At 72.3% G+C, this 22,683-nt stretch carries 24 protein-coding genes and 4 tRNA genes; 17 read left to right on the forward strand and 11 right to left on the reverse strand.

Features of this window, described 5'->3' with window-relative positions:
* The first annotated feature begins 28 nt into the window (after positions 1 to 28).
* Positions 29 to 895 carry a PPK2 family polyphosphate kinase gene (locus tag ACFQGU_RS10430; RefSeq protein ID WP_386766387.1) on the forward strand — a complete coding sequence of 289 codons (867 nt, stop codon included), beginning with the start codon at positions 29 to 31 and terminating at the stop codon, positions 893 to 895.
* Between the two features lie 55 nt (positions 896 to 950).
* Positions 951 to 2,003, forward strand: coding sequence for a YihY/virulence factor BrkB family protein (locus ACFQGU_RS10435; protein ID WP_386766389.1), 1,053 nt, complete (start codon positions 951 to 953; stop codon positions 2,001 to 2,003).
* Here the strand turns inward: ACFQGU_RS10435 and ACFQGU_RS10440 are convergent.
* The 8 genes from ACFQGU_RS10440 to ACFQGU_RS10475 form a co-directional block, all read right to left on the reverse strand.
* Entirely contained in the window at positions 1,920 to 2,501 is a 582-nt protein-coding gene (locus ACFQGU_RS10440; protein ID WP_386766391.1) for an MOSC domain-containing protein, read from the reverse strand. The genes ACFQGU_RS10435 and ACFQGU_RS10440 overlap by 84 nt on opposite strands.
* A 56-nt stretch (positions 2,502 to 2,557) precedes the next feature.
* Complete coding sequence (locus ACFQGU_RS10445) at positions 2,558 to 3,763, reverse strand: cytochrome P450 (RefSeq protein WP_386766393.1); 1,206 nt, start codon at positions 3,761 to 3,763, stop codon at positions 2,558 to 2,560.
* A 38-nt stretch (positions 3,764 to 3,801) separates the two neighbouring features.
* Positions 3,802 to 5,232 (reverse strand): nitronate monooxygenase, encoded by a 1,431-nt coding sequence (locus ACFQGU_RS10450; RefSeq protein WP_386766396.1) that lies wholly within the window; start codon positions 5,230 to 5,232, stop codon positions 3,802 to 3,804.
* A 123-nt stretch (positions 5,233 to 5,355) separates the two neighbouring features.
* On the reverse strand, positions 5,356 to 5,598 hold the full coding sequence (locus ACFQGU_RS10455; protein ID WP_386766398.1) for a hypothetical protein: 243 nt from the start codon (positions 5,596 to 5,598) through the stop codon (positions 5,356 to 5,358).
* A 22-nt stretch (positions 5,599 to 5,620) separates the two neighbouring features.
* The gene (locus tag ACFQGU_RS10460) at positions 5,621 to 5,908 is read right to left on the reverse strand and encodes a hypothetical protein (RefSeq protein ID WP_386766400.1); all 288 of its coding nucleotides are present in this window, start codon (positions 5,906 to 5,908) and stop codon (positions 5,621 to 5,623) included.
* Positions 5,909 to 6,058: 150 nt separating this feature from the next.
* Positions 6,059 to 6,131, reverse strand: a tRNA-Val gene (locus tag ACFQGU_RS10465).
* A 28-nt stretch (positions 6,132 to 6,159) separates the two neighbouring features.
* Positions 6,160 to 6,230 (reverse strand) — tRNA-Cys (locus ACFQGU_RS10470).
* 25 nt (positions 6,231 to 6,255) lie between these two features.
* Positions 6,256 to 6,328, reverse strand: a tRNA-Gly gene (locus ACFQGU_RS10475).
* A 110-nt stretch (positions 6,329 to 6,438) separates the two neighbouring features.
* Here ACFQGU_RS10475 and ACFQGU_RS10480 point away from each other — a divergent pair.
* The 4 genes from ACFQGU_RS10480 to ACFQGU_RS10495 are packed head-to-tail and all read left to right on the forward strand — an operon-like array spanning position 6,439 to position 9,729.
* Positions 6,439 to 7,371, forward strand: a complete 933-nt coding sequence (locus ACFQGU_RS10480) for an arginase family protein (protein WP_386766402.1) — start codon at positions 6,439 to 6,441, stop codon at positions 7,369 to 7,371.
* Entirely contained in the window at positions 7,368 to 8,405 is a 1,038-nt protein-coding gene (locus tag ACFQGU_RS10485; RefSeq protein ID WP_386766404.1) for an anthranilate synthase component I family protein, read from the forward strand. The genes ACFQGU_RS10480 and ACFQGU_RS10485 overlap by 4 nt, the downstream gene beginning before the upstream one ends.
* Positions 8,402 to 9,250 carry an aminotransferase class IV gene (locus ACFQGU_RS10490; protein WP_386766406.1) on the forward strand — a complete coding sequence of 283 codons (849 nt, stop codon included), beginning with the start codon at positions 8,402 to 8,404 and terminating at the stop codon, positions 9,248 to 9,250. Before ACFQGU_RS10485 ends, ACFQGU_RS10490 begins: the two co-directional genes overlap by 4 nt.
* Positions 9,251 to 9,252: 2 nt before the next feature.
* Positions 9,253 to 9,729: a GNAT family N-acetyltransferase gene (locus tag ACFQGU_RS10495; RefSeq protein WP_386768233.1), complete on the forward strand. Its 477-nt coding sequence runs from the start codon at positions 9,253 to 9,255 to the stop codon at positions 9,727 to 9,729.
* Positions 9,730 to 9,732: 3 nt separating this feature from the next.
* On the opposite strand, the gene ACFQGU_RS10500 is transcribed toward ACFQGU_RS10495, so the two are convergent.
* Complete coding sequence (locus ACFQGU_RS10500; RefSeq protein ID WP_386766408.1) at positions 9,733 to 10,269, reverse strand: DsbA family protein; 537 nt, start codon at positions 10,267 to 10,269, stop codon at positions 9,733 to 9,735.
* Positions 10,270 to 10,337: 68 nt separating this feature from the next.
* Between ACFQGU_RS10500 and ACFQGU_RS10505 the strand changes: the two genes are divergently transcribed.
* Positions 10,338 to 11,186, forward strand: coding sequence for a tryptophan 2,3-dioxygenase (locus ACFQGU_RS10505; RefSeq protein ID WP_386766410.1), 849 nt, complete (start codon positions 10,338 to 10,340; stop codon positions 11,184 to 11,186).
* Here ACFQGU_RS10505 and ACFQGU_RS10510 read toward each other — a convergent pair.
* Positions 11,183 to 11,593, reverse strand: coding sequence for an SsgA family sporulation/cell division regulator (locus ACFQGU_RS10510; protein WP_386766412.1), 411 nt, complete (start codon positions 11,591 to 11,593; stop codon positions 11,183 to 11,185). The genes ACFQGU_RS10505 and ACFQGU_RS10510 overlap by 4 nt on opposite strands.
* Before the next feature lie 96 nt (positions 11,594 to 11,689).
* Between ACFQGU_RS10510 and ACFQGU_RS10515 the strand changes: the two genes are divergently transcribed.
* From ACFQGU_RS10515 to ACFQGU_RS10540, 6 genes are all read left to right on the forward strand, one after another.
* Positions 11,690 to 12,157: a PGPGW domain-containing protein gene (locus tag ACFQGU_RS10515; protein WP_386766414.1), complete on the forward strand. Its 468-nt coding sequence runs from the start codon at positions 11,690 to 11,692 to the stop codon at positions 12,155 to 12,157.
* 60 nt (positions 12,158 to 12,217) lie between these two features.
* Positions 12,218 to 12,289: transfer RNA gene (locus ACFQGU_RS10520), tRNA-Val, on the forward strand.
* A gap of 108 nt (positions 12,290 to 12,397) precedes the next feature.
* Positions 12,398 to 13,639: a PQQ-dependent sugar dehydrogenase gene (locus ACFQGU_RS10525; RefSeq protein ID WP_386766416.1), complete on the forward strand. Its 1,242-nt coding sequence runs from the start codon at positions 12,398 to 12,400 to the stop codon at positions 13,637 to 13,639.
* A 171-nt stretch (positions 13,640 to 13,810) separates the two neighbouring features.
* Positions 13,811 to 15,820: a threonine--tRNA ligase gene (gene thrS / locus ACFQGU_RS10530; protein ID WP_386766418.1), complete on the forward strand. Its 2,010-nt coding sequence runs from the start codon at positions 13,811 to 13,813 to the stop codon at positions 15,818 to 15,820.
* 5 nt (positions 15,821 to 15,825) lie between these two features.
* Positions 15,826 to 16,356, forward strand: a complete 531-nt coding sequence (locus tag ACFQGU_RS10535; protein ID WP_386766420.1) for an HIT family protein — start codon at positions 15,826 to 15,828, stop codon at positions 16,354 to 16,356.
* Between the two features lie 150 nt (positions 16,357 to 16,506).
* Complete coding sequence (locus ACFQGU_RS10540; RefSeq protein ID WP_386766422.1) at positions 16,507 to 16,935, forward strand: thiol-disulfide oxidoreductase DCC family protein; 429 nt, start codon at positions 16,507 to 16,509, stop codon at positions 16,933 to 16,935.
* A gap of 159 nt (positions 16,936 to 17,094) precedes the next feature.
* Here the strand turns inward: ACFQGU_RS10540 and ACFQGU_RS10545 are convergent, their stop codons facing one another.
* The gene (locus ACFQGU_RS10545; RefSeq protein WP_386766424.1) at positions 17,095 to 19,245 is read right to left on the reverse strand and encodes an elongation factor G-like protein EF-G2; all 2,151 of its coding nucleotides are present in this window, start codon (positions 19,243 to 19,245) and stop codon (positions 17,095 to 17,097) included.
* A gap of 132 nt (positions 19,246 to 19,377) precedes the next feature.
* Between ACFQGU_RS10545 and pgsA the strand changes: the two genes are divergently transcribed.
* Genes pgsA through ACFQGU_RS10565 form a run of 4 tightly spaced genes read left to right on the forward strand, consistent with a single transcriptional unit; the run spans position 19,378 to position 22,650 of the window.
* A complete protein-coding gene (gene pgsA, locus ACFQGU_RS10550) occupies positions 19,378 to 20,001 on the forward strand; it encodes a phosphatidylinositol phosphate synthase (protein WP_386766426.1) in 624 nt (207 codons plus the stop codon).
* On the forward strand, positions 19,998 to 20,912 hold the full coding sequence (locus tag ACFQGU_RS10555) for a phosphatidylinositol mannoside acyltransferase (protein WP_386766428.1): 915 nt from the start codon (positions 19,998 to 20,000) through the stop codon (positions 20,910 to 20,912). The genes pgsA and ACFQGU_RS10555 overlap by 4 nt, the downstream gene beginning before the upstream one ends.
* Positions 20,909 to 22,075, forward strand: a complete 1,167-nt coding sequence (locus tag ACFQGU_RS10560) for a glycosyltransferase family 4 protein (protein WP_386766430.1) — start codon at positions 20,909 to 20,911, stop codon at positions 22,073 to 22,075. The genes ACFQGU_RS10555 and ACFQGU_RS10560 overlap by 4 nt, the downstream gene beginning before the upstream one ends.
* Positions 22,076 to 22,077: 2 nt before the next feature.
* Entirely contained in the window at positions 22,078 to 22,650 is a 573-nt protein-coding gene (locus ACFQGU_RS10565) for a hypothetical protein (protein ID WP_386766432.1), read from the forward strand.
* Positions 22,651 to 22,683: the final 33 nt, after the last annotated feature.

The raw sequence follows: 22,683 nt of genomic DNA on the forward strand, positions 1-22,683 counted from the left end.
GCATCCTGCCAGCAGCGGAGGGCGAGAGATGGGCAACCCGAAGGTCCGAGGTGTGGCCGCGAGCGACGTGGTCGATGCCGTCACGTTCCGTCCGGGCGACCTGCTCGCCGACCGGTCGACGGGCGACCCCGCCACGGCGCCCGGCGACCGGGCCGAGACCGAGGCGGCGACCGCCGGGATCGTGGCCGAGCTGGCCGGGCTCCAGGAGCAGCTGTATGCCGAGGGCGTCGGTGGTGGTCAGCGCTCGCTGCTCCTGCTGCTGCAGGGCATGGACACCTCGGGCAAGGACGGGACCGTGCGCCGGGTGGTCGGGGCCATGAACCCGGCCGGTGTACGGATCACGTCGTTCAAGAAGCCGACGCCCGAGGAGCTCAACCACGACTTCCTGTGGCGTATCGACAAGCAGCTGCCGAGCCCCGGGGAGGTGGCCGTCTTCAACCGCTCGCAGTACGAGGACGTCCTCGTCGTCCGCGTCCACGACCTCGTGCCGGAGACCGAGTGGTCGGGGCGCTACGACAAGATCAACGAGTTCGAGCGCCGCGTCGTCGACGCCGGAACCCACCTCATCAAGATGATGCTGCACATCTCCAAGGACGAGCAGAAGGAGCGGCTCGGCGAGCGGCTGGCCGACCCGACCAAGCACTGGAAGTACAACGCGGGCGACCTCACCGAGCGGGCGTTCTGGGAGGACTACCAGGCGGCGTACCAGGACGCGCTCACCAAGTGCAGCACCGACAGCGCCCCGTGGTACGTCGTGCCGGGCGACCGCAAGTGGTACCGCGACTGGGTCGTGGCCAACCTCCTCGTGCACGCGCTGCGCGAGATGAGCCCGCGCTACCCACCGGCCGACTTCGACGTCGCCGAGCAGAAGCGCCTGCTGGCGGCGGCCGACTGACGACGCGCGACACCGGGCTCCGCACGAGAGGCCAGCCCGGCCCTACGGTGGTGCCGTGACCGAGCCCGGCCCCGAGCCCGAGCAGAGCCGGCGCTCCAGCGCGTCGGCGTCGTTCTGGTCGCGCGTGGACTCGGCCTCGGCCGGCTGGACCCCTGCGCAGCGCCGCGGAGCGGCCACCCTCACGGAGTCGGTCGCGATCGGCGCCCGCGTGATGGTGTCGACCCGCTTCACCGGCCTCGCCGCCGAGATGTCCTTCTGGGGGATCTTCGCGCTGCCGTGGGTGCTGCTCGGCGCGGTGGCCGGCCTCGCGTGGGTGCAGTCGCAGTTCGGCTTCGACCTCCTGGCCCAGGCGCAGCAGCTGATCCTGGACACGGCGTCCAAGGTGCTGACGCCCGAGGTCGTCGACGAGTTCATCGAGCCTCTCGTCGCCGAGATGTTCCAGTACGGCTCGACCGGTCTCTCGCTCGTCTCGTTCGTGATCGCGCTGTGGTCGGGGTCGCGACTGGTGGCGACGGCGGTCCAGGCCGTGGTGATCGTGTCGGGCGACAAGTACGCCGGCTACGTCCGGACCCGTGCTCGCGCGCTGCTGCTCTACGCCGCGTCGCTGCTCGTGCTGATCCCGGTGACGATCCTGATGCTGGCCGGCCCGGACCTGTTCTCGCGCTGGCTCGGCACCTCGGGGCTCTGGCTGTTCTGGGTCGGCTTCCTCGGTGCCACGAGCATCCTGTTCGCCGCGCTGTACCACTTCTCGCTGGTGCCGAGGCGTCCGCTGCGCCGTGCCCTGCCGGGCGCGCTCGTCGCCGTCGCCGGCTGGGTGCTGGGGTCGATCGGGCTCCGCGTGTACCTCACCTACAGCTTCACGCGCGGCTCCCTCTACGGCATCGTCGGCGCGCCGATCGCGGTGATGCTCTGGGCGTACGTCACGTCGTACGTCGTGCTGCTCGGGGCCCTGGTCAACCGGGTGATCGACGAGTGGCGCGAGCTGTCGAGCTTCCCGACCTTCGCCCAGAGCCTGCGCAGGCTGCTACGGCCGGACGACGCGCACGGTGTCGCCGCGGCGGATGACCCCGGGCCGGACGACAGCCGTGTTGATCCCGCGAAGCCGTAGCTGCTTCCCGTCCGGTGCGGCGGTCGCCCGGAGGGCCTCGACGCCGAACCGCTCGGAGAACTTCGCGCACCCGGTGTGCGGCGCGTCGGTGACCTCGAGGGCGGCGTCCCCGATCTCGAGCAGCGTGCCCGCCGGGAGGTTCTCGGCGCTCAGGTCGAGGTCGACGTAGAGCTGGTCGCCGGCGAGCGGCACGCGGTCCTCGGTGCCGGCCACCAGCCGGGCGGCCCGGATGTTCATCACGGTGACCTGCGCCTGGGGGTCGGCGGAGCCGTCCGCGGTGCGCCGGCTGCCGCGCTCGATCCAGGTGTCGCCGACGATGCCGACCGCGGTGTCGACCTCGGCCTCGTCGTGGAGCGTGCGCTCACCCACGACAGGACGCGTCACGATGAGCTCGAGCGGCCCGACGTCGGCGGGGGAGAGGCGGACGTCGTCCAGCCCGGCCTCGAGCGCATCGGCATCGCGATGGAACGGCTCGTGCTCGGGGTTCACCGGCTGCATACGACGATCCTGCCAAACCGGTCACCGGACGTGCGAGCCCGTTCTCGGGCGGCGCCTCAGGCGGTGACGGTCACCGTGTCGTAGCCGCGCAGCACGAAGGTGCTGCGCTTCACCGGGGTGCCCGTCAGCTCGAGCGATGGGAACCGCTCGGCCAGCATCGGCAGCGACTGCTGCATCTCGAGGCGCGCGAGCGGGCCGCCGAGGCAGAAGTGGATCCCGGCACCGAACGCGATGTGCGGGTTGGGGTCGCGGCCGACGTCGAACGAGTCGGCGTCGCTGAACACCTCGGGGTCGCGGTTCGCCGAGCCGAGCAGTGCGGCGATCCTCTGCCCCTCGCGGATCGTCGCCCCGCCGATCTCGACGTCGGCGAGCGCCGTGCGCTCGAACAGCGCCGACGGCGTGTCGTAGCGGAGCATCTCCTCGACCGCCGTGGCGGCGAGGCCCCACGGGTCGGCGACGACGCGGTCCCACTGGTCGCGATGGTCCATGAGCGCGACGAGGCCGTTGCCGAACCCGTTGACGGTGGCCTCGTGCCCGGCGTTGAGCAGCAGGACGACGGTGGCGGCCAGCTCGTGCGCGGTGAGGCGCTCGCCCTCGGCCTCGACCTGGGCCAGGTGCGTGACGAGGTCGTCGCCCGGCTCCACGCGTCGACGCTCGACGAGCTCCGCGACGTATGCCGCGAACTCGCGGCAGGCCACCTCGGCGAGGCGGTCGTCCTCGGGGGTGCGGTCGTACTCGTACATCTTCACGATCGCCTGCGACCACGGGCGCAACGGGCCGATCTCGTCGTCGGGCACGCCGAGGAGATCGGCGATGACGAGGACGGGCAGCGGCTCGGCGTAGTCGGCGATGGCGTCGAAGGAGCCGGTCTCTGCCAGCTTCGAGGCGCAGCCGTCGAGGAGGTCGGCGCACAGCTCCTGGATGCGCGGGCGGCGGGCGTCGATGTTGCCGCGGGCGAAGGCGGCGGCGACCAGGCGGCGCAGACGGGTGTGCTTGGGCGGCTCGTTCTCGAGCAGCGCGTCGGCGTGCAGCCAGTTGAAGGTCTCCCACGCGTCCTCGGGCACCCGCGCCCGCCAGACCCGGCCGAGCGAACGGTCGCGCAGCACGGCGTTGGCGTCCGCGTGGCGGAACGCGAGCCACATGCCGAGGCCGTCGTTCCAGACCGGGCGGCCCGCCGCGCGCATCTGCGCGAACGCGGGATACGGGTCGGCGACGGTGGCGGGGTCGTCGATGGAGAAGGCGGGGACGTCAGTCGCGCTCATGGGTCACGACCCTAGTGCGATGCCGTGTCCCGGCCCGGTCAGGCGGGCTCGCCCTGGAGCCAGCGGACGGCGGTGTCCGCGGTCCAGCCGCCCGGGTGGGACGCGAGCAGGACGCGTGCGCCCACCAGGTCGTCCCCGAGAGTGATGAGCGGCAGCTCGGGCTCGCCGCCCTTGCGGACCTGCGGCAGACCGACGCTGGCGCACAGGGCGTTGCAGAGGCACACCCTGCCGTCGGTGGCCCCGGCCTCGCCGCCCTTGCGCACGAAGATCGCGGCGGGCTCCGACGCGCAGCGGTAGTCGATGTCGCCGTCGGCCTTGCGGAAGGGCTGGCGCAGGTGCCCGAGGTCGCAGACCGTCGTTCGAGCGTGGTGCAGCGCGGTGTCGGAGAGCGTGCCTTCCATCTGCACGACCTTGAAGGGGAACCCCGTCGGCGACGCGAGGGCGTCGGTGCGCACCACGAGCGTGTCGTCGGCGATCGACTTCAGCAGTGCGTCGCGCAGGTCGTCCCGGAAGCCGGAGTCGAGCGAGAGCGCGAACAGAGTGCCCACCTGGATGCCGGCGGCGCCGAGCTCCAGCGCCTCGCGGAGCCGCTCCGGAGTCCCGAACGAGCCTGCGAGCCAGAACGGGAGTCCGAGGTCGACCATCGCGGTCAGGTTGGCCTCGTCGCGCGGCCCGTAGACGGGCTGCCCCAGGTCGTCGACGACGAGCTTGCCGCGCGGGGGAGCATTGTGGCCGCCAGCTGTCGGCGCCTCGATCACGAAGCCGTCCGGCCTGGTCACCTCGTCGCGGGCGAGGTAGGCCGCCAGCACGTGGCTCGAGACGATGGCGAGGAAGGTCGGCCGGGCCAGGGGCGCGAGGGTGACGCCCAGCGTGGCGACCGGGTCGAAGGCGATGACGAACTTCTCGTCGCCCGCGTCGGCGACGTCCACCGGAAGAGCCGTCGTGCCGTGCTGCGCGAGCGTGGTGAGCATCGCGGGGATGTGGGCCGGGATCCCGGCGCCCATGAGCACGGCGTCGACTCCGGCGAGCATGGCGCCGTACGCCGAGGCGGGCGTCGTCATCTGGATCTTCTCGAGGTAGTTGATGCCGACGGTGCCCGTGTGGCCCTCGCGGGCGAGCCACACCTCGACGAAGTTGGCCGCCACGATGAGCCGGTCGGCGCGCACCGAGGGGCTCAGGGACGGGCGCGACGTCGGCAGGTACGGCGCCTCCGGTGCCTTGCCGCCCTCGACGAAGTAGCGCTCGAGGATCTCGTCGGCGATCTCCGGGACGGGGAACGCGGCGAGGGCGCGGCGTACGTCGCCGTCGGGGTCGCCGTCCTGCAGGCGTCGGGCCAGCACGATGTCGAGACCGGTTCCGCTCACCACGCCCAGCCCGCCCGCGGACGCCACCGTGCGGGCGAGGTGCCAGGACGAGACGGCCACCCCCATGCCGCCCTGGATGACGCGGGGGAGGGTGGTCGGGCTCATGCGCACTCCTGGGATCGGGCCGGCACCTTTCGGTTACGTTACCGTAGGTTGTGCGGCTCCCAACAGAGCGCGGCGTGCGACACGCCTGACGATCACGCTGCCGGGCGCCAGCCCGGGCGGGTGTCATCCCAAGAAGTGGCCCGCCTCGAGGCCCAGGACGTCCGGCGTGATCCGCCGGGGCACGTCCGGTGCCTCGCGACGCAGGTCGATCTCGGCGAGGTCGATCCAGTCATGGCCGGAGCCGGAGTAGCCCGGCACCACCTCCGGGTCGGAGAACGCCGTCTCGCCCGCCATCTCCCACAGCAGTGCGGTCTCCTCGAACGGCACGTGCACCGGCCCGGTCATCCCGCTCGCATACCTGCGCATGGCTGCCTCCCCATCGGGTCGTTCACCGCGTCCACTCGCCGTCGATCCACCGCACGTCGCCCTCGAAGCACGGAGCCATGCGCGTGGACCACCAGACGTCCTGCTCGGGGTCGTCGCCCAGGGCCTCGTAGCTCGCCCGGTCGGTGAAGCGGATCGCAGCGACGACCGTCACACCGTCCGCGCCCAGGAGCACGGACTGCCCGTCGTACCCGGTGATCGCGCTGCCGCGTTCGGCCTCCCAGGCCCGGGTGATCGCCTCGACGTCGGCGAAGGGGACGGCCAGCCGGCCGATCATCACGCTGCCGTACACGTGCACCACGTCCTTCGGTGCTCGGGTGGCCCCCCTGTGGTCCCTGGATACGCCTGCACGCGGTGACAGGTCCATGGTCAGTACGGGTGGTCAGCGGACGGTGACGGGAACGCAGAAGGCCCCGGCGTGAGCCGGGGCCTTCGTCATGCGTGGGCGATACAGGAATCGAACCTGTGACCTCTTCCGTGTCAAGGAAGCGCGCTAGCCCCTGCGCCAATCGCCCGTGGGGGTGGTGCCCCCGGTGGTGACCGAGGTGGAGACGGGATTTGAACCCGTGTACACGGCTTTGCAGGCCGTTGCCTCGCCTCTCGGCCACTCCACCGAGCAGACCTCATCGAGGTCTTCCGAGCGGACGACGGGACTCGAACCCGCGACCCTCACCTTGGCAAGGTGATGCGCTACCAACTGCGCTACGTCCGCCTTGCAGACCGGGGAAATGTCCCCCGTGCTGCGGGACGAAACCATAACCCATCGCCGTCGGACTCTCCAAAGCGGGCTCGACGGCGCGGCGACCCGCCATGATGGCCGCCGTGACCGCCGTCGACCCCTTCGCACCCGGTCTGCCCTACGACCCGTCGTGGCCGCGGGCAGGGTCGTGGTTGCGCCGCGAGAGCGCGGACCACGACTCCGACGCCTCACTCGACCTTGCGCTGCTCGGGATCCCGGCGTTCCGCACGTCGCTGTCGCCGACAGGTGCGGGCGCCACCCCGGCCGCAGTGCGCGACGCGCTGCTGCGCTACTCCACGCATGCCCACGGCCTCGACCTCGACGCGCTCGTGGTGGCGGACCTCGGCGACGTCGAGGAGCCGGACGGACGCGAGGGCGAGGAGCGCGTGCGGGCCGCGATGGCGGACGCGGCGTCCCGCGCCCGGCTCGTGGTCGCGCTCGGAGGCGACAACTCGGTCACGTACGCCGCGGCGCTCGGCGCCTGGGGGACGGCGCTGCCGACGGCCGGGCTCGTCACGCTCGACGCGCACCACGACCTGCGCGACGGCGAGAGCAACGGCTCGCCGGTGCGGCGGCTGCTCGATGCGGGGCTCGACGGGTCGCGGGTGGTGCAGATCGGTATCTCGGACTTCGCCAACTCGCGCACCTACTCCGAGCGCGCCCGCGACGCCGGCATCACGGTGATCGGTCGCGACGACGTCGCCGACCGCGGGATCGGCGCCGCCGTCGCGGGGGCTCTGGCGATCGCAGGAGCTGCGGGCGGCCCGATCCATGTCGACCTCGACGTGGACGTGTGCGACAGGTCGGTGGCGCCCGGCTGCCCGGCGTCGGTGCCGGGCGGGATCTCCGCGCACGAGCTGCGCCGCGCCGCGTTCCTCCTCGCGCTCGACCCCCGTGTCTCGTCGCTGGACATCACCGAGGTGGATGCGACCGCGGACGCGCCGGACGGCCGCACCGTGCGCCTTGCCGCGCTCTGCGTCCTCGAGGCCGCGGCGGGGCTCGCCGCCCGCGCGTGACCCCGGCCGTCGCCCCGCACGAGCCCTGCGCCCACCTCGGCGGACGGCTCGGCACGGGTCTGCTCGAGGTGAGCCACGACCCTGCCGTGCTCGACCGCGGCGGGTGGTGGGCCGTCGTGCTCCCGTACGACGGTGCGCCGGTGCTGGCGCGGTTCGCCGACGTCTCCGTGGCAGACGCACCCGAGGGCGACTGGGCCGGGCCGTCGCGCGACTCGTGGTGCTCGTCGGCCTCGCGCGCCGAGTACGTCGCGGCGGTGCAGGAGGTGCGGTCGCGGATCGCCGCGGGCGACGTGTACCAGGCCAACGTGTGCCGCGTGCTGTCCGCGCCGCTCCCGGACCCGGCGCGCGCCGACGTCGCCGGCCTCGCCGCGCTGCTCCGCGCCGGCAACCCGTCGCCCTACGGCGGCTTCCTCCGGCTGCCCGAGCTGGGCCTGCACGTGGCGACGGCGTCCCCCGAGCTGTTCCTGCGGAGGGACGGCGACGTCGTCGAGAGCGGCCCCATCAAGGGCACGGGCCGGACCGCGGACGACCTGGAGCCCAAGGACTCGGCCGAGAACGTGATGATCGTCGACCTCGTGCGCAACGACCTGGGGGCCGTCTCGAGGACCGGCAGCGTGACGGTGCCCCACCTGCTGGTGCTCGAGCAGCACCCGGGCCTCGTGCACCTCGTGTCGACCGTGCGCGGCGAGCTGCGCGAGGGCACCACGTGGCCGCAGCTGCTCGGCGCCACCTTCCCGCCGGGCTCGGTCACCGGTGCTCCGAAGTCGTCGGCCCTGCGGATCATCGCCGAGGTCGAGCGCACGTCCCGCGGCCCCTACTGCGGCGCGGTCGGCTGGGTGGACGCCGACGCCGGCACCGCCGAGCTCGCCGTCGCGATACGCACGTTCTGGCGCGACGGCGACCTGCTGCGGTTCGGCACCGGCGCGGGCATCACGTGGGGGAGCGACCCGGCGCGGGAATGGGACGAGACCGAGCTGAAGGCGGAGACGCTGCTCGGCGTCGCGGCCGGGTCGTGGGAGGCTGGTCGACCGTGAGCACCCTCGGGAACCGGTTCTGGGTCGACGACCGCCTGGTCCTCCCCGCGCAGGCGCAGGTGAGCGTGCTCGACCACGGCCTCACCGTGGGCGACGGCGTGTTCGAGACCCTGCTGGTGCGCGACGGCGTGCCGTTCGCCCTCACCCGCCACCTCGCCCGCCTCGAGCGCTCGCTGGCCGGCCTCGGCTTCGCGGGTCCCGGCCCGGACCGCGTCCGCGAGGCCGTCGCCGCCGTGGTGCAGGACGCAGGCGACAGCGCCGCGTTCGCGCGGCTGCGCATCACCGTGACCTCCGGCATCGGGCCGCTCGGCAGCGACCGCGGCAGCGTCGACCCCACCCTCGTCGTCACCTGCGTGCCGGCCAGGGCCTGGCCCGCCACCTCGTCGCTCGCGACCGTGCCGTGGGTGCGCAACGAGCGCTCGGCCGTGGCAGGCCTGAAGACCACGTCGTACGCCGAGAACGCAGTGGCCCTGGCCGAGGCGCACCGGCGCGGGGCGTCCGAGGCCGTCGTCGCCGACACCCAGGGCCGCCTCTGCGAGGGCACGGGCAGCAACGTCTTCGTGGTGGTGGACGGCGAGGTGCTCACCCCGCACCTGCGCTGCGGAGCCCTGGCAGGCATCACCCGCGAGCTCGTCCTCGAGTGGGCGCCGGCCGTGGCACCCGTCCGCGAGGCCGACCTGCCCTACGAGATCCTGTTCACCGCCGACGAGGTCTTCATCACCTCGAGCACACGCGACGTGCACCCGGTCGACCGCGTGGACGACCACGAGGTCGCCGTCGGGCCTGTCACTCTCGACGTGGCCGCCGAGTTCGCACGGCGCGCCGCGCTGGACGTCGACCCGTGAGCATGCGGTTCGCACCGCTCACCGCCGAGCAGGCGGCGGCGTACCTGCCGCACAGCCAGCAGGGGTTCGCCGACGACCTCGTGCGCGCCGGTGCGCTCGATGCCGAGCGGGCGCTGCGCAAGGCCGTCGCGGACTACTCCAGCCTGGACGAGGGCGGCACGACCTACGTCGCGGGCTACGCCGACATCGACGGGACCGAGCAGTGGGTGGGCGTGATCGGCTGGGCGCTCACGGGGTTCGACGCCGACCACGAGGAGCGCACGCTCTACATCTACGACCTCGAGGTCTTCGAGCGGTTCCGGCAGCGCGGCTTCGCCGAGGGGCTCCTCGCCTACGCCGCGCAGCGAGCCGCGGAGGCGGGTGCCGACGCCGTGCGGCTCACGGTCTGGGCGGGCAACGACTCCGCCGAGGCGCTGTACCGCAAGGTCGGATTCCTTCCCGAGCAGCAGCGGATGCGGCTGCGGCTGTCGGAGCGCTGAGCGCTACGCCAGCGCGCGGCGCACGCGAGTGAGCACGGCGTCCTTGGCGCCGACGAGGGTGTCGCCCGCGTCGACCAGGAGGCCGTCGACGACGAACGTCGGGGTGCCGGTGACGCCGAGGGCACGGCCCTCGTCGTGCTCGGCCTTCACGGCGGCGGCGTGCCGTCCGTCGAAGAGCGCGAGCGCCACCTCGTCCGAGTCCAGCCCGAGATGCTCGGCGAGCTCGACGTAGTCGCCCGGCCCCTCGAGGGTCTCCATCTGGGCGATGGCGTGCGCGGCGAACTCCTCGCCGCGGCCCTGTGCGGCCGCCTCGACCTGGCACTGCGCGGCGGCGACGGCCCACACGTGGCTCACGAGCGGGAGGTGGCGCAGCCGCACGACGAGCCGGTCGCCGAGCTCGTCGCGCAGCTCGTCGAGCAGCTCGGCGGACTCCAGGACGTCCGGGCAGCAGAGGTCGACCCACCAGTCGAGGACGACGGCGCCGTCGTCGTCGCGGCGAGGGCTGGGGGAGTCGACCTCGGAGAGGCTCACTGCGGGCATGGGCCGATTCTCGCAGAGGGCGGTGCAGGGGCTGCGTCGGCGGCGGCGGCGCGCCTAGGGTGCTCGACGTGACCGACGCCCCCGATCCCGCCGCCTCAGCCGTCACCTACGCCTCCTACCTGGAGGTGCCCGGGCTGCTGTCGCTGCAGAACCCGCGCAGCGAGCAGGACGGCCAGCTCGCCGAGCACGACGAGCTGCTCTTCATCACGATCCACCAGGTCTACGAGCTGTGGTTCAAGCAGGTGCTGCACGAGCTGCGCGGCGACGAGGCGGCGCCCGGGGCGGGCGGCGTGCAGGGGGCCCTCGCCGAGGGCGACGCGTACGGCGCCATGGCGCTGCTCGGACGCGTGCTGAAGATCCTGAAGACGCTCGTGTCGCAGGTCGACGTCCTCGAGACCATGACCCCGCTGCAGTTCAACTCGTTCCGCGCCCGCCTCGAGTCGTCGTCGGGCTTCCAGTCGGCGCAGTTCCGCGAGCTCGAGGCGGTGCTCGGACGCCGCGACCCCCGGCTGCTCACCAACGCCGTTCCGGGCGACCCGATCTGGGACCGGGTGCGCGCCGCCACCAGCCGACCGAGCGTGTGGGGGTCGTACCTCGCGTTCCTCGCGATGCGCCAGCACCCGGTGCCGGCCGAGGTCCTCGAGCAGGATCCGTTCCTGCCGCTCGAGTCGAACGAGTCCGTGCAGCACGTGCTCGCCCTGGTCTACCGCGGGGACGACGCCGCAGCACTGCTCGCCGAGCGACTGATCGACCTCGACGAGGGCCTGCAGGAGTGGCGCTACCGCCACGTGAAGATGGTCGAGCGCACGATCGGCGCGAAGCCCGGAACGGGCGGATCGAGCGGGGTCGGCTACCTCAGCAGCACGTTGTTCACCCCGGTGTTCCCGGACCTCTGGGCCGTGCGCCAGCAGTTCTAGGCGAGGTCGTCGACCAGGCGCGCGAGCTCGGCGTCGAGGTCGAACCTGGACGACTCGGTGCCCGCGGGCACGTGGACGTAGGTGCGGTCGAGGAACTCGCGCACCGCGACCGGGTCGGCCTCGAGCAGCGCGCTGCCGTTAGGGCTCGCGAGCGAGAGGTAGAGCACCGTCCCGCCGGCGGTGGCCACGGGCCACACCGCGACGTCGCCCTCCCCGCTGGGACCGGCGAGGCCCTCGTCGAGGAGGTCGCGCCCGAACACCCACGTGACGTCGCCGTCGGCCGTCCGGAACACCGCCGTCACGGCCCACGGGTCGGCGGGGCGGTAGCCCAGCCGGACGGGGACGGTCGCGGACCGGTCGCCTCCGAGCACAAGTCGCAGCTCGAGGTCGGCGCGGACGGGCATCATCGGTGGAACGCTCCTTGACCGGGGGGTGTGCACGACGCGTGCACACCCTTCAGATGCAGGAGGCGCCGCGCAGGACCCGTGCCTAGGGTGTGAGTCGTGGCACAGGACGAGCCGGACATCTCCGCCGAGCACGCGCACATCGGCCCGGGCGAGCCCGATGAGGTCGACGAGGGGCGCGTGTTCGGGCCCCTCGACCGCATCCGCCGCTGGTCGTTCGGGGGCAGCCTCGCCCGTCGGGTGTTCTGGCGCACCACGGTCCTCGTCGTCGGCGGCACGCTCATGGTCCTCGGCATCGTGATGCTGGTGTTCCCGGGGCCGGGATGGGCGGCGATCATCCTCGGGCTAGTGGTGCTGGCGTCCGAGTTCGCCTGGTTCAACCGGGTGCTGCACCCGGTACGCCGGATCGCGAGCAAGGCGGCCGAGGCGGCGACCGATCCGCGCCAGCGCACCCGCAACCTGATCCTGGGGTCGGTCGTGATCGTCGTCGTGGCAGCGGTGGCCTGGTGGTACTACGTGACGTACGGCGTCAGCCTCGACGGGCTCCGCTGGCTTCCCGGGATCTGACGGCGGGGTCGGCGGCCGGTTCGGAGCACCGCCGTCGCTTTGGTAGAGTCGCCGCCGCACGGGCGATTGGCGCAGTGGTAGCGCGCTTCGTTCACACCGAAGAGGTCACTGGTTCGAACCCAGTATCGCCCACCGTGAGATGCGAGACGGCTCCCCTCGGGGAGCCGTTCGTGCGTTCCGCCCCTGTCGGGATCGTGGGTTCCGACGTACGGTCGTCGGGACGCACGGGAGGGACATCTCATGACGCGCACCGCACGCACGCTCGCCGTCTTCGCGGCGGCGGCCGCCACGTCTGCCGCACTGCTCACCGCTCCCGGTGCCGGTGCGGCGCCGGTCCCGGAGCCTGCCGCCGCGCCCGCCGCGGTGGTGCCGGCAGCCGTGACCCCGGCCGCGAAGCTGCGGGTGCGGACCTCGCTGTCGACCTCGGGCTTCGTGAGCCCCGTGCTCGTCACCTCCGCGAAGGACGGTGCCAACCGGCTCTACGTCGTGGAGAAGGCCGGGCGCATCCGCTGGGTGAAGGACGGCCGGATCGGCGGCACGTACCTCGACATCCGCGGGCTGGTGAGCGACTCGGGCGAGCAGGGGATGCTCGGCCTCGCGTTCGCTCCCGACTTCGCGACCTCGCGCTACCTGTGGGTGACCTACACCAACTCGTCGGGCGCGCTGGTGCTCGCACGCTTCCGCGCGACGACGGCGTCGGCCTCCTCGGTGAGCGCATCGACCCGCCGGACCGTGCTCACCGTGCCGCACCCGACGTACCAGAACCACAACGGCGGCAACATCGCGTTCGGGCCGGACGGCGCGCTCTACCTCGGCACCGGTGACGGCGGCGGCGGGGGAGACCCGTTCGCCAACGGCCAGGACCTGACCTCGCTCTCGGGGAAGATCCTGCGCGTCGACGTCCGCTGCAGCACGGCGCTCTACTGCCTGCCGGCAGACAACCCGTACGCCGGGTCGGCGAACCGCAACGCGCGGCACGTGTGGATGAGCGGCGTCCGCAATCCCTGGCGCTGGTCGTTCGACACCAACGGCACTATCTGGGTGGGCGACGTCGGGCAGGACAAGTACGAGGAGGTCACCTACCTGTCGCGCGCGACGCAGAAGGGCGCGGACCTCGGCTGGTCGTGCTGGGAGGCGCGCTCGCGCTTCAACGCATCCCGCTGCCGGTCCGGCGTCACGTACCGCTTCCCGCAGATCGTGGTGTGCCACCCCAGCGTGAGCAGCAACTGCCCCGCGGGCCGTACGGGCGAGTCGATGACCGGTGGCTTCGTGTACCGCGGCGTCCAGTACCCGGGTGCCGTCGGCACCTATGTCTTCGCCGACTTCATCACCGGGAAGATGTGGGGCTACCGCGCAGGGGACGGCTGGACGCCGTCGCACGCGCTGGGCAACGTGACCGGGTTCGGCCTGTCGGACAGCAGGGAGATCTACGCGGTGACGTACGGCGGAGGCCTCTACAAGGTGGGGTTCGCCTCGGTGTGAGGTGACGCCCCCGGGCGTTCACCCGCCCGTCGTCGGGTGGCTGTGATCGCAGGCGCGACGGCGTACGCAGCGCCGCTAGGCTGACGGCTCCAGAACCCGGCGCCTCGTACCCGCCGGGCCCCTCGGCCAGGTCCCTCGTCACGGCCCGGCCCCCGAGCACGTGGAGTCCGAGTGCCCCAGATCACCGTTCGCGACCTGTCCGGCAACGACGAGGTGCGCGAGGTGCCCGAGGGCACCACCGCCGGCGAGGTCTACACCGACCGCGCGGTCGTCGTCGCCCGTGTCGACGGCGAGCTCAAGGACCTGTCGTACATCGTGTCCGGCGGCGAGGCGCTCGAGCCCGTCGCCGTCGACTCCGAGGACGGGCGCGCGGTGCTGCGGCACTCGACCGCGCACGTGCTCGCGCAGGCCGTGCAGCAGATGTTCCCCGAGGCCAAGCTCGGCATCGGCCCGCCGATCCGCGACGGCTTCTACTACGACTTCGACGTCGCGCGGCCGTTCACCCCCGAGGACCTCGCGGCGCTCGAGAAGCGCATGCAGGAGATCATCAAGAGCGGCCAGCGCTTCCACCGGCGCGTGGTGACCGAGGACGAGGCCCGCGCCGAGCTCGCGCACGAGCCGTTCAAGCTCGAGCTCATCGGGCTCAAGGGCGGCTCGGCGGCCGATGCCGACATGAGCGACGTGATGGAGGTCGGCGGCGCCGAGCTCACCATCTACGACAACATCGACGGCAAGACCGGCCAGCGTGCGTGGTGCGACCTGTGCCGCGGCCCGCACGTGCCGACCACCCGCGTGATCCCGGCGTTCAAGCTGATGCGCTCGGCCGCGGCCTACTGGCGCGGGTCGGAGAAGAACCCGACGCTGCAGCGCATCTACGGCACCGCGTGGGAGAGCCGGGACGCGCTGAAGGCGCACCTCGCGTTCCTCGAGGAGGCCGAGCGCCGCGATCACCGCCGTCTCGGCACCGAGCTCGATCTGTTCAGCTTCCCGGACGAGATCGGCTCCGGGCTCGCGGTGTTCCACCCCAAGGGCGGCGTGATCCGTCGCGAGATGGAGCACTACTCGCGGCTGCGCCACGAGGAGGCCGGCTACGAGTTCGTCAACACCCCGCACCTGACCAAGGGGCAGCTGTACGAGATCTCGGGCCACCTCGACTGGTACGCCGAGGGCATGTACCCGCCCATGGAGCTCGACGCCGAGTACGGCCCGGACGGCGAGCTCAAGAAGGCCGGGCAGAAGTACTACATGAAGCCCATGAACTGCCCCATGCACAACCTGATCTTCGACGCGCGGGGGCGGTCGTACCGCGAGCTGCCCCTGCGGCTCTTCGAGTTCGGCACCGTCTACCGCTACGAGAAGTCCGGCGTGGTGCACGGCCTCACCCGCGCGCGTGGCTTCACCCAGGACGACGCGCACATCTACTGCACCCCCGAGCAGATGGCCGGCGAGCTCGACTCGCTGCTCACCTTCGTGCTCGACCTGCTGCGCGACTACGGCCTCGACGACTTCTACCTCGAGCTGTCGACCAAGGACCCGGTCAAGTTCGTCGGCACCGAGGACGTCTGGGAGCAGGCCACCGAGACGCTGCGCGCGGCGGCCGAGCGGCAGAACCTCGAGCTCGTCCTCGACCCGGGCGGCGCGGCGTTCTACGGCCCCAAGATCTCGGTCCAGGCGCGCGATGCGATCGGCCGCACCTGGCAGATGTCCACCATCCAGGTCGACTTCAACCTGCCCGAGCGGTTCGGCCTCGAGTACACCGCAGCGGACGGCTCGCGCCAGCGCCCGGTGATGATCCACCGTGCGCTGTTCGGATCGATCGAGCGCTTCTTCGCCGTCCTCCTCGAGCACTACGCGGGGGCCTTCCCCGCGTGGCTGGCCCCCGTGCAGGTGGTGGGTATCCCGATCACCGACGGGCACGTCGACTACCTGACGGGGGTTGCGGCCGAGCTCCGCAAGGCGGGCATCCGCATCGAGGTCGACACGAGCGACGACCGCATGCAGAAGAAGATCCGCAACGCGCAGAAGCAGAAGGTGCCGTACATGCTCATCGCCGGCGACGAGGACGTCGCCGCCGGCGCGGTGTCGTTCCGCTACCGCGACGGGTCGCAGAAGAACGGCGTACCCGTGGCCGACGCCGTCGCCGAGATCCTCGACGTCGTCCAGCGCCGCGTGCAGGTGTGAGCGCCATGACCGAGGGACCGGGCGTGCCGCCGGGGAGCGACGCGTGGGACCGGCTCTGGACCCCGCACCGGATGGCGTACATCAAGGGCGAGAACAAACCCACGCACACCGACGCCGGTGACGAGTGCGCGTTCTGCCGCGCCCCGGGGATCGACGGCGAGGAGAGCCTCGTCGTCGCTCGCGGCGAGCACGTGTACGCCGTGCTCAACCTGTACCCGTACAACGCGGGGCACACGATGGTGTGCCCGTACCGGCACGTCGCCGACTACACCGACCTCGCCGACGGCGAGGTCGCGGAGCTCGCGACGTTCACGCAGCGCACGATGCGGGCGCTGCGCGCCGTGTCGGGGGCGCAGGGCTTCAACATCGGTATGAACCAGGGCCACATCGCCGGTGCCGGCATCGCCGGGCACCTACACCAGCACGTGGTGCCGCGCTGGGGAGGCGACACCAACTTCATGCCCGTCGTCGGCCACACCAAGACCATGCCCCAGCTCCTCGAGACCACACGCGACCTCCTTCTCGAAGCCTGGTAGCGCCCCCGGTTGATCGAACTCACCCCCCCCCACCTGTCGTGATGCACCCCTTGGGTCGATCACGGTGGTTCAACTGCGTCGGATGACCCGTAGTCGTGATCTTGGTCGCGTCGGGGTGCCCGGACGTCGGCGGCGGGGGAGGATCGGGGCATGACGGCGACTGCACTGCGCACCGGCGCGCTCCTGGTCTTCGACGGCGACTGCGGCTTCTGCACCACGTCCGTGCGGTGGTTCGAGCGCCGCTTCCCGGATGCGTTCGCGACCGCGCCGTACCAGTTCACCGACCTCGACTCGCTCGGCCTCACCGAGCGCGAGTGCACCGAGAAGGTGCAGTGGATCGCGGACGTCGCTGCTCCCCGCACCACCCGCAGCGAGGGCGCGCGAGCGATCTCCGCGATGGTCCGCCACGGCGGCCGCAGCATCGGCGGCGCGATGGGCAGCGCGTGGCGCGCGGCCGGCACGGTGGCCGACGTCGTGCCCGTGTCGCTGCTGGCCGACGTCGTGTACGCCGCGATTGCCGCGAACCGGCAGCGGCTGCCCGGCGGCACCCCGGCCTGCGCGATGCCCCGCGCCTCCTGAGCGGGAACCCGGCCCCCCCCAGATCACGAGTACGGGTCAATCGGTGCAGGTGAGCTGCCGTGATCGACCCTAGGGGTCAACAGGTGGAGCAGCAGGGCCCGGACCGCGTGCGGTGGTCCGGGCCCTGCTGCTGTCCCCGTTCGTGAGGGGGCGGTGCGCTCAGTGCGCGGCCGACTCCTCCTGCACCTTCTTGGCGACCTGCGGCGGCATGGCCTCGTGGCCGATGTAGGTGCGCGTGAAGGTCGCGGTGCCGTGCGACAGCGACCGGAGCTCGACGGCGTACCGCGTGAGCTCGAGCTGCGGCACGTCGGCGGTGATCGCCGTACGGCCGCTGCCGACCGGCTCGCTGCCGCCCACACGGCCACGGCGTCCGGACAGGTCGCCCATGACCGCGCCCACGTACTCGTCCGAGACGAGCACCTTGATGCGGTCGACCGGCTCGAGCAGCGAGACGCTGGCTCCGGCCGCGGCCTCCTTCAGCGCGAGCGAGCCCGCCTGCTGGAACGCCATGTCGGACGAGTCGACCGAGTGCGCCTTGCCGTCGACGAGCGTGACGCGGATGTCGATCACCGGGTAGCCGGCCGCGACGCCCTTCTCCATCTGGGCGCGGACACCCTTCTCCACGCTCGGGATGAACTGGCGCGGCACGGAGCCGCCCACCACCTTGTCGACGAACTCGAACCCGGAGCCCTGCGGGAGCGGCTCGACCTCGATGTCGCACACGGCGAACTGGCCGTGGCCGCCGGACTGCTTCACCAAGCGCCCGTGCCCCTTGCCGGGGGAGGCGAAGGTCTCGCGCAGCGACACCCGCAGCGGCACGGAGTCGACGGCGACGCCGTACCTGTTGCGCAGCCGGTCGAGCAGCACGTCGACGTGCGCCTCTCCCATGCACCACAGCACGAGCTGGTTCGTCTCCGGGTTGCGCTCGAGGCGCATGGTCGGGTCCTCCGCCACCAGGCGGCCGAGGCCCTGGGCGAGCTTGTCGTCGTCGGCCTTGGAGTGCGCGACGATCGCCACGGGGAGCAGCGGGTCGGGCATGACCCACGGCTCGACGAGCAGCGGGCGCTCCTTCTCCGACAGCGTGTCGCCGGTCTCGGCGCGGCCCAGCTTGGCCACCGCGACGATGTCGCCCGCGACGGCGTGCGTCACCGTGCGCTGCGTCTTGCCGAGCGGGCTCGACAGGGAGCCGACGCGCTCGTCGACGTCGTGGTCCTCGTGGCCGCGGTCCGGGGCGAAGTGGCCCGACACGTGCACCACGGCGTCCGGCCGGAGCGTGCCGCTGAAGATGCGCACGAGCGAGATGCGGCCGACGTACGGGTCGGTCGTGGTCTTGACGACCTCGGCGCACAGCGGGCCGTCGACGTCGCAGGCGAGCGGGTCGCGGGGCGAGCCGTCGGGAGCGGTGGCCGAGGGCAGCGGGTGCTCGAGCGGGGACGGGAACCCGCGGACGATCAGCTCGAGGAGCTCGGTGGTGCCGTAGCCCGTGGGCGACGTCGCCGTGCCCAGCACCGGGTAGAACGAGCCCCGGGCCACCGCGGTCTCGAGGTCGGCGATGAGCGTGTCGAGGTCGAGGTCCTCGCCGGCGATGTACCGGTCCATGAGGGACTCGTCCTCGGACTCGGCGATGATCCCCTCGATGAGGTTGCCGCGGGCGCTCTCGATGAGCGGCAGGTGCTCCGCGTCCGGGTCGCGCTGCGACCGGGCACCGGAGGAGTAGTCGTACACCTGCTGGGAGAGCAGCCCGATGAATCCCGCGACGCTGCCGTCGTCCGCGGACATCGGCAGGTAGAGCGGGAGCACGCCGTCGCCGAACACGCGCTGGCAGATCGCCACGACGTCGTCGAAGTCGGCGCGCTCCTTGTCGAGCTTGGTGATCACGACCGCGCGCGGCATCCCCACGGCCGCGCACTCCTCCCAGAGCAGCTGCGTGGAGGCGTCCACGCCGTCGACGGCCGAGACCACGAAGAGGGCGGCGTCCGCGGCACGGAGGCCTGCGCGCAGGTCACCGACGAAGTCGGCGTACCCGGGGGTGTCGACGAGGTTGATCTTGACGCCCTCGAACTCGAGCGGGGCGAGGGCGAGACCCACGGAGCGCTGCTGGCGCAGCTCGGCCTCGTCGAAGTCCGAGACGGTGCTGCCGTCCTCGACGCGGCCCGGACGCGGGATCGTGCCCGCGGCGACGAGCAGGTGCTCGACGAGGGTCGTCTTGCCGGAGCCGGACGGGCCGACCAGGACCACGTTGCGAATGCTGTCGGGCCGGTCGGCCTCCGGTGCTCTCCCGGCGGCTCCTGGGGTGTTCTTGTCGGCCATCTCGATCGCCTCCAGCGTCGTTGCGGTGGCTCGGCCGCACTGGGGGCGCGGCACTGGCTCACACCTTTCTCCTGCGGCCCCCGCGAGGCAACCGATTCGCACCATGCGCGCGCCGTTACTCTCGTCACCGTCATGCTGAACAACGCCGCCGCTCGCAGAGCCGTCTCCGGGATCGTCGACCCAGTCGCCAAGGGGCTGCTGCGGATCGGCCTCTCGCCCGACGCCGTGACCCTCATCGGCACGGTTGCCACCTGCGTGGCGGCGCTGTGGTTCTTCCCACGTCAGCAGTGGGTGGCCGGCACCCTCGTGATCGCCGCCTTCGTCGTCGCCGACCTCCTCGACGGCACGATGGCCCGGATCTCGGGTCGCAGCGGACCGTGGGGCGCGTTCCTCGACTCCACCCTCGACCGGGTTGCCGACGGCGCGATCTTCGGCGGAGTGGTGCTCGGCCTCGCACTGTCGGGCGACACCCTCTCGGCTGCCGCGTGCCTCCTGGCCCTCGTGGGCGGTGGGGTCGTGTCGTACGCGAAGGCGCGGGCCGAGAGCATCGGCGTCGAGTGCAACGTCGGCATCGCCGAGCGGGCCGAGCGCGTGATCCTCCTGCTCGTCGCCACCTTCCTCACCGGGCTCGGTGTGCCCTACGTGCTCCCCGTAGCGGTGTGGATCCTCGCGGGGCTCACCTGGATCACCGTCGGGCAGCGCATCCTGCACGTGCGGCGGCAGCTGCGCGTGCTCCCCCCCGAGGACGCCGCATGAGCGCGCTGATGGACCAGATCACCACCCTGGGCTTCGGTGCGGGCTGGGCGGTCGTCAAGCGGATGCCGGACCGTACGGCGAACGCCACGTTCGAGCGTCTCGCCGACGCCTCGTGGGCGCGGCGCGGCCCGTCCGTGCAGCGGCTCGAGTCCAACATCCGCCGCGTCGTGGGCCCCGACGTCACCGAGGGCGAGCTCCGCGTGCTGTCCAAGCAGGCGATGCGCTCCTACCTGCGCTACTGGTGCGAGGCGTTCCGCCTTCCCGGCTGGAGCCGCGAGCGCATCGTCGAGTCGATCACGGTGATCGACGACCACCACCTGGCCGACGGCCTCGCCACAGGCCGCGGCGTGGTCGTCGCGCTGCCGCACATGGGCAACTGGGACCACGCGGGCGCCTGGGCGACCCTCGCGCACTCGCACGTCGTCACCGTCGCGGAGAGGCTCAAGCCCGAGGACCTGTACGAGAAGTTCCTCGCCTACCGTCGCAGCCTCGGGATGGACGTCATCCCGCTCACCGGCGGCGAGCCGGTCTTCCCCTACCTCGCCGACCGCCTCCGCGAGGGCAACCTCGTCGCGCTGCTCGGCGACCGCGACCTCTCGAACTCCGGTGTGCCCGTGCAGTTCTTCGGCGCCAAGGCCAAGATGCCCGCGGGCCCCGCCGCCCTCGCCGTCGACACCGGCGCGGTTCTGATCACGGCGTCGCTGTACCTCGAGGACGGCCGCAACCACGTGCGGTTCCAGCCGCCGGTCGACGTGCCCCAGGAGGGCGAGCGGTCGCGGCGCATCTTCCGCACCACCCAGCTCGTCGCGGACAACTTCGAGGACAGCATCCGTGCGCGCCCGACCGACTGGCACATGCTGCAGCGGCTCTGGGTCGACGACCTCGATCCGGCGAAGGCGCCGAAGGCATGAAGGTCGGCATCGTCTGCCCGTACGACTGGTCGGCCCCCGGCGGCGTCCAGGTGCACATCCGCGACCTCGCGGTCGCGCTGCAGCGGCTCGGCCACGAGGTGAGCGTGCTGACGCCGGCCGACGACGAGACGGACCTCCCGCCGTACGTCGTGTCCACGGGCGGCGCGGTGTCCGTGGCCTACAACGGATCACGGGCCAAGGTGGCGATCGGCCCGATCTCCACGCGGCGGGTGCGCCGCTGGATCCGTGAGGGCGAGTTCGACGTCCTGCACATCCACGAGCCGCTCGCGCCGAGCCTGTCGATCCTGTCGTGCTGGGCCGCGCGCGGACCGATCGTGGCCACGTGGCACTCGTCGATGGCCCGCTCGCGGATCCTCGCCGCCGGGTTCTCCATCGGCCAGACCGCGCTCGAGAAGGTGTCGGCGCGGATCGCGGTTAGCGAGGCCGCCCGCCAGACCCTGGTGGAGCACATGGGCGGCGACGCCGTGCTCATCCCCAACGGCGTCGACTGCTCGCTGTTCGGAGAGGGGGAGCCGCTCGACGGCTGGCCCGGCGAGGGCGGGGCGCTGTTCTTCATCGGCCGCATCGACGAGCCGCGCAAGGGCCTCCCGGTGCTGCTCGCGGCGATGCCCGACATCATCGCCGCCCACCCCGACGTCCGGCTGCTCGTGGCCGGTCCCGGCGACGTGGAGGAGATCGAGGGCGACCTGCCGCCCGAGGTGGCCGAGCACGTCACCTTCCTCGGCCTGGTGTCCGAGGAGACCAAGGCCCGGGCGTTTGTGTCGGCGGACATCTACGTGGCCCCCAACACCGGCGGCGAGAGCTTCGGCATCGTTTTGCTCGAGGCCATGGCGAGCGGCACCCCGGTGCTCGCGAGCGACCTCGAGGCCTTCCGCCGGGTCACCGACGAGGGTCGCGCCGGCGCCGCGTTCGCCAACGAGGACCCCGAGGACCTCGCCCGCGCGGCCATCGCGCTGCTGGACGACGTGGAGGAGCGGGAGCGCCTGTCCCGCGAGGGGCTGCTGCGCGCCCGCGAGTTCGACTGGGAGACCGTCGCGAAGCGGGTGGTCGAGGTGTACGAGTCGGTGACCGTGACCGGCGAGAAGGTGTCCGAGGACCTGCGCGGCCAGCTCGTCGGCAGGCTCGCCCGAGGGGGTGGCTGACCGTGGACCTCGTGTGGCTCACCGACCTGCTCGTCGTCGTGGTTGTCCTCGGCGCGATCACGGTCTACCTGTCCTCGCTCGCCGGGCGCCTCGACCGCCTGCACCGCAAGATCGAGACGGCCCACGCCGCGCTCGACGCGCAGCTGCTCCGCCGGGTGGCAGCCACCCAGGACCTCGCGTCGTCCGGGCTGCTGGACCCGGCCTCGGCCCTGGTGCTGTCGTCCGCGGCGCAGTCGGCCTTCGTCATGGACGCCGACGACGACGCGCACCGGTCGCTGGTGGAGAGCGAGCTCACGCGCACGCTCGGGACCGTGTTCGAGACGCGGGAGGACGTCGACGAGGTCGTCGAGGGGGCCGGGTCGGACGCCGCCGTGGCCGACCAGCTGCTCGACGAGCTCGCGGTGGCCTGCCGGCGCGTCGAGCTCGCCCGCCGGTTCCACAACGACGTCGTGCGCAGCTGCCTGGAGCTGCGGCACCGCCGCATCTCGCGCTGGTTCCGCCTCGCCGGTCACACACCGTTGCCGGCGCCGGTCGACTTCGACGACACGCCCCCTGCGGGCCTGGCGACTCGCTGACCCTCGCCGGTTTACAGTCGCAGACGAGCCCGC

Origin of the sequence: Longivirga aurantiaca (assembly GCF_042660085.1) — a bacterium.
Lineage (GTDB): Bacteria > Actinomycetota > Actinomycetes > S36-B12 > CAIYMF01 > Longivirga > Longivirga aurantiaca.

Coding starts and splice junctions, on each gene's coding strand:
- ACFQGU_RS10430 (WP_386766387.1), top strand. CDS start 29: ATGGGCAACCCGAAGGTCCGAGGTGTGGCCGCGAGCGACGTGGTCGAT.
- ACFQGU_RS10440 (WP_386766391.1), bottom strand. CDS start 2,501: ATGCAGCCGGTGAACCCCGAGCACGAGCCGTTCCATCGCGATGCCGAT.
- ACFQGU_RS10445 (WP_386766393.1), bottom strand. CDS start 3,763: ATGAGCGCGACTGACGTCCCCGCCTTCTCCATCGACGACCCCGCCACC.
- ACFQGU_RS10450 (WP_386766396.1), bottom strand. CDS start 5,232: ATGAGCCCGACCACCCTCCCCCGCGTCATCCAGGGCGGCATGGGGGTG.
- ACFQGU_RS10455 (WP_386766398.1), bottom strand. CDS start 5,598: ATGCGCAGGTATGCGAGCGGGATGACCGGGCCGGTGCACGTGCCGTTC.
- ACFQGU_RS10495 (WP_386768233.1), top strand. CDS start 9,253: ATGCGGTTCGCACCGCTCACCGCCGAGCAGGCGGCGGCGTACCTGCCG.
- ACFQGU_RS10500 (WP_386766408.1), bottom strand. CDS start 10,269: ATGCCCGCAGTGAGCCTCTCCGAGGTCGACTCCCCCAGCCCTCGCCGC.
- ACFQGU_RS10510 (WP_386766412.1), bottom strand. CDS start 11,593: ATGATGCCCGTCCGCGCCGACCTCGAGCTGCGACTTGTGCTCGGAGGC.
- ACFQGU_RS10525 (WP_386766416.1), top strand. CDS start 12,398: ATGACGCGCACCGCACGCACGCTCGCCGTCTTCGCGGCGGCGGCCGCC.
- ACFQGU_RS10535 (WP_386766420.1), top strand. CDS start 15,826: ATGACCGAGGGACCGGGCGTGCCGCCGGGGAGCGACGCGTGGGACCGG.
- ACFQGU_RS10540 (WP_386766422.1), top strand. CDS start 16,507: ATGACGGCGACTGCACTGCGCACCGGCGCGCTCCTGGTCTTCGACGGC.
- ACFQGU_RS10545 (WP_386766424.1), bottom strand. CDS start 19,245: ATGGCCGACAAGAACACCCCAGGAGCCGCCGGGAGAGCACCGGAGGCC.
- pgsA (WP_386766426.1), top strand. CDS start 19,378: ATGCTGAACAACGCCGCCGCTCGCAGAGCCGTCTCCGGGATCGTCGAC.
- ACFQGU_RS10555 (WP_386766428.1), top strand. CDS start 19,998: ATGAGCGCGCTGATGGACCAGATCACCACCCTGGGCTTCGGTGCGGGC.
- ACFQGU_RS10560 (WP_386766430.1), top strand. CDS start 20,909: ATGAAGGTCGGCATCGTCTGCCCGTACGACTGGTCGGCCCCCGGCGGC.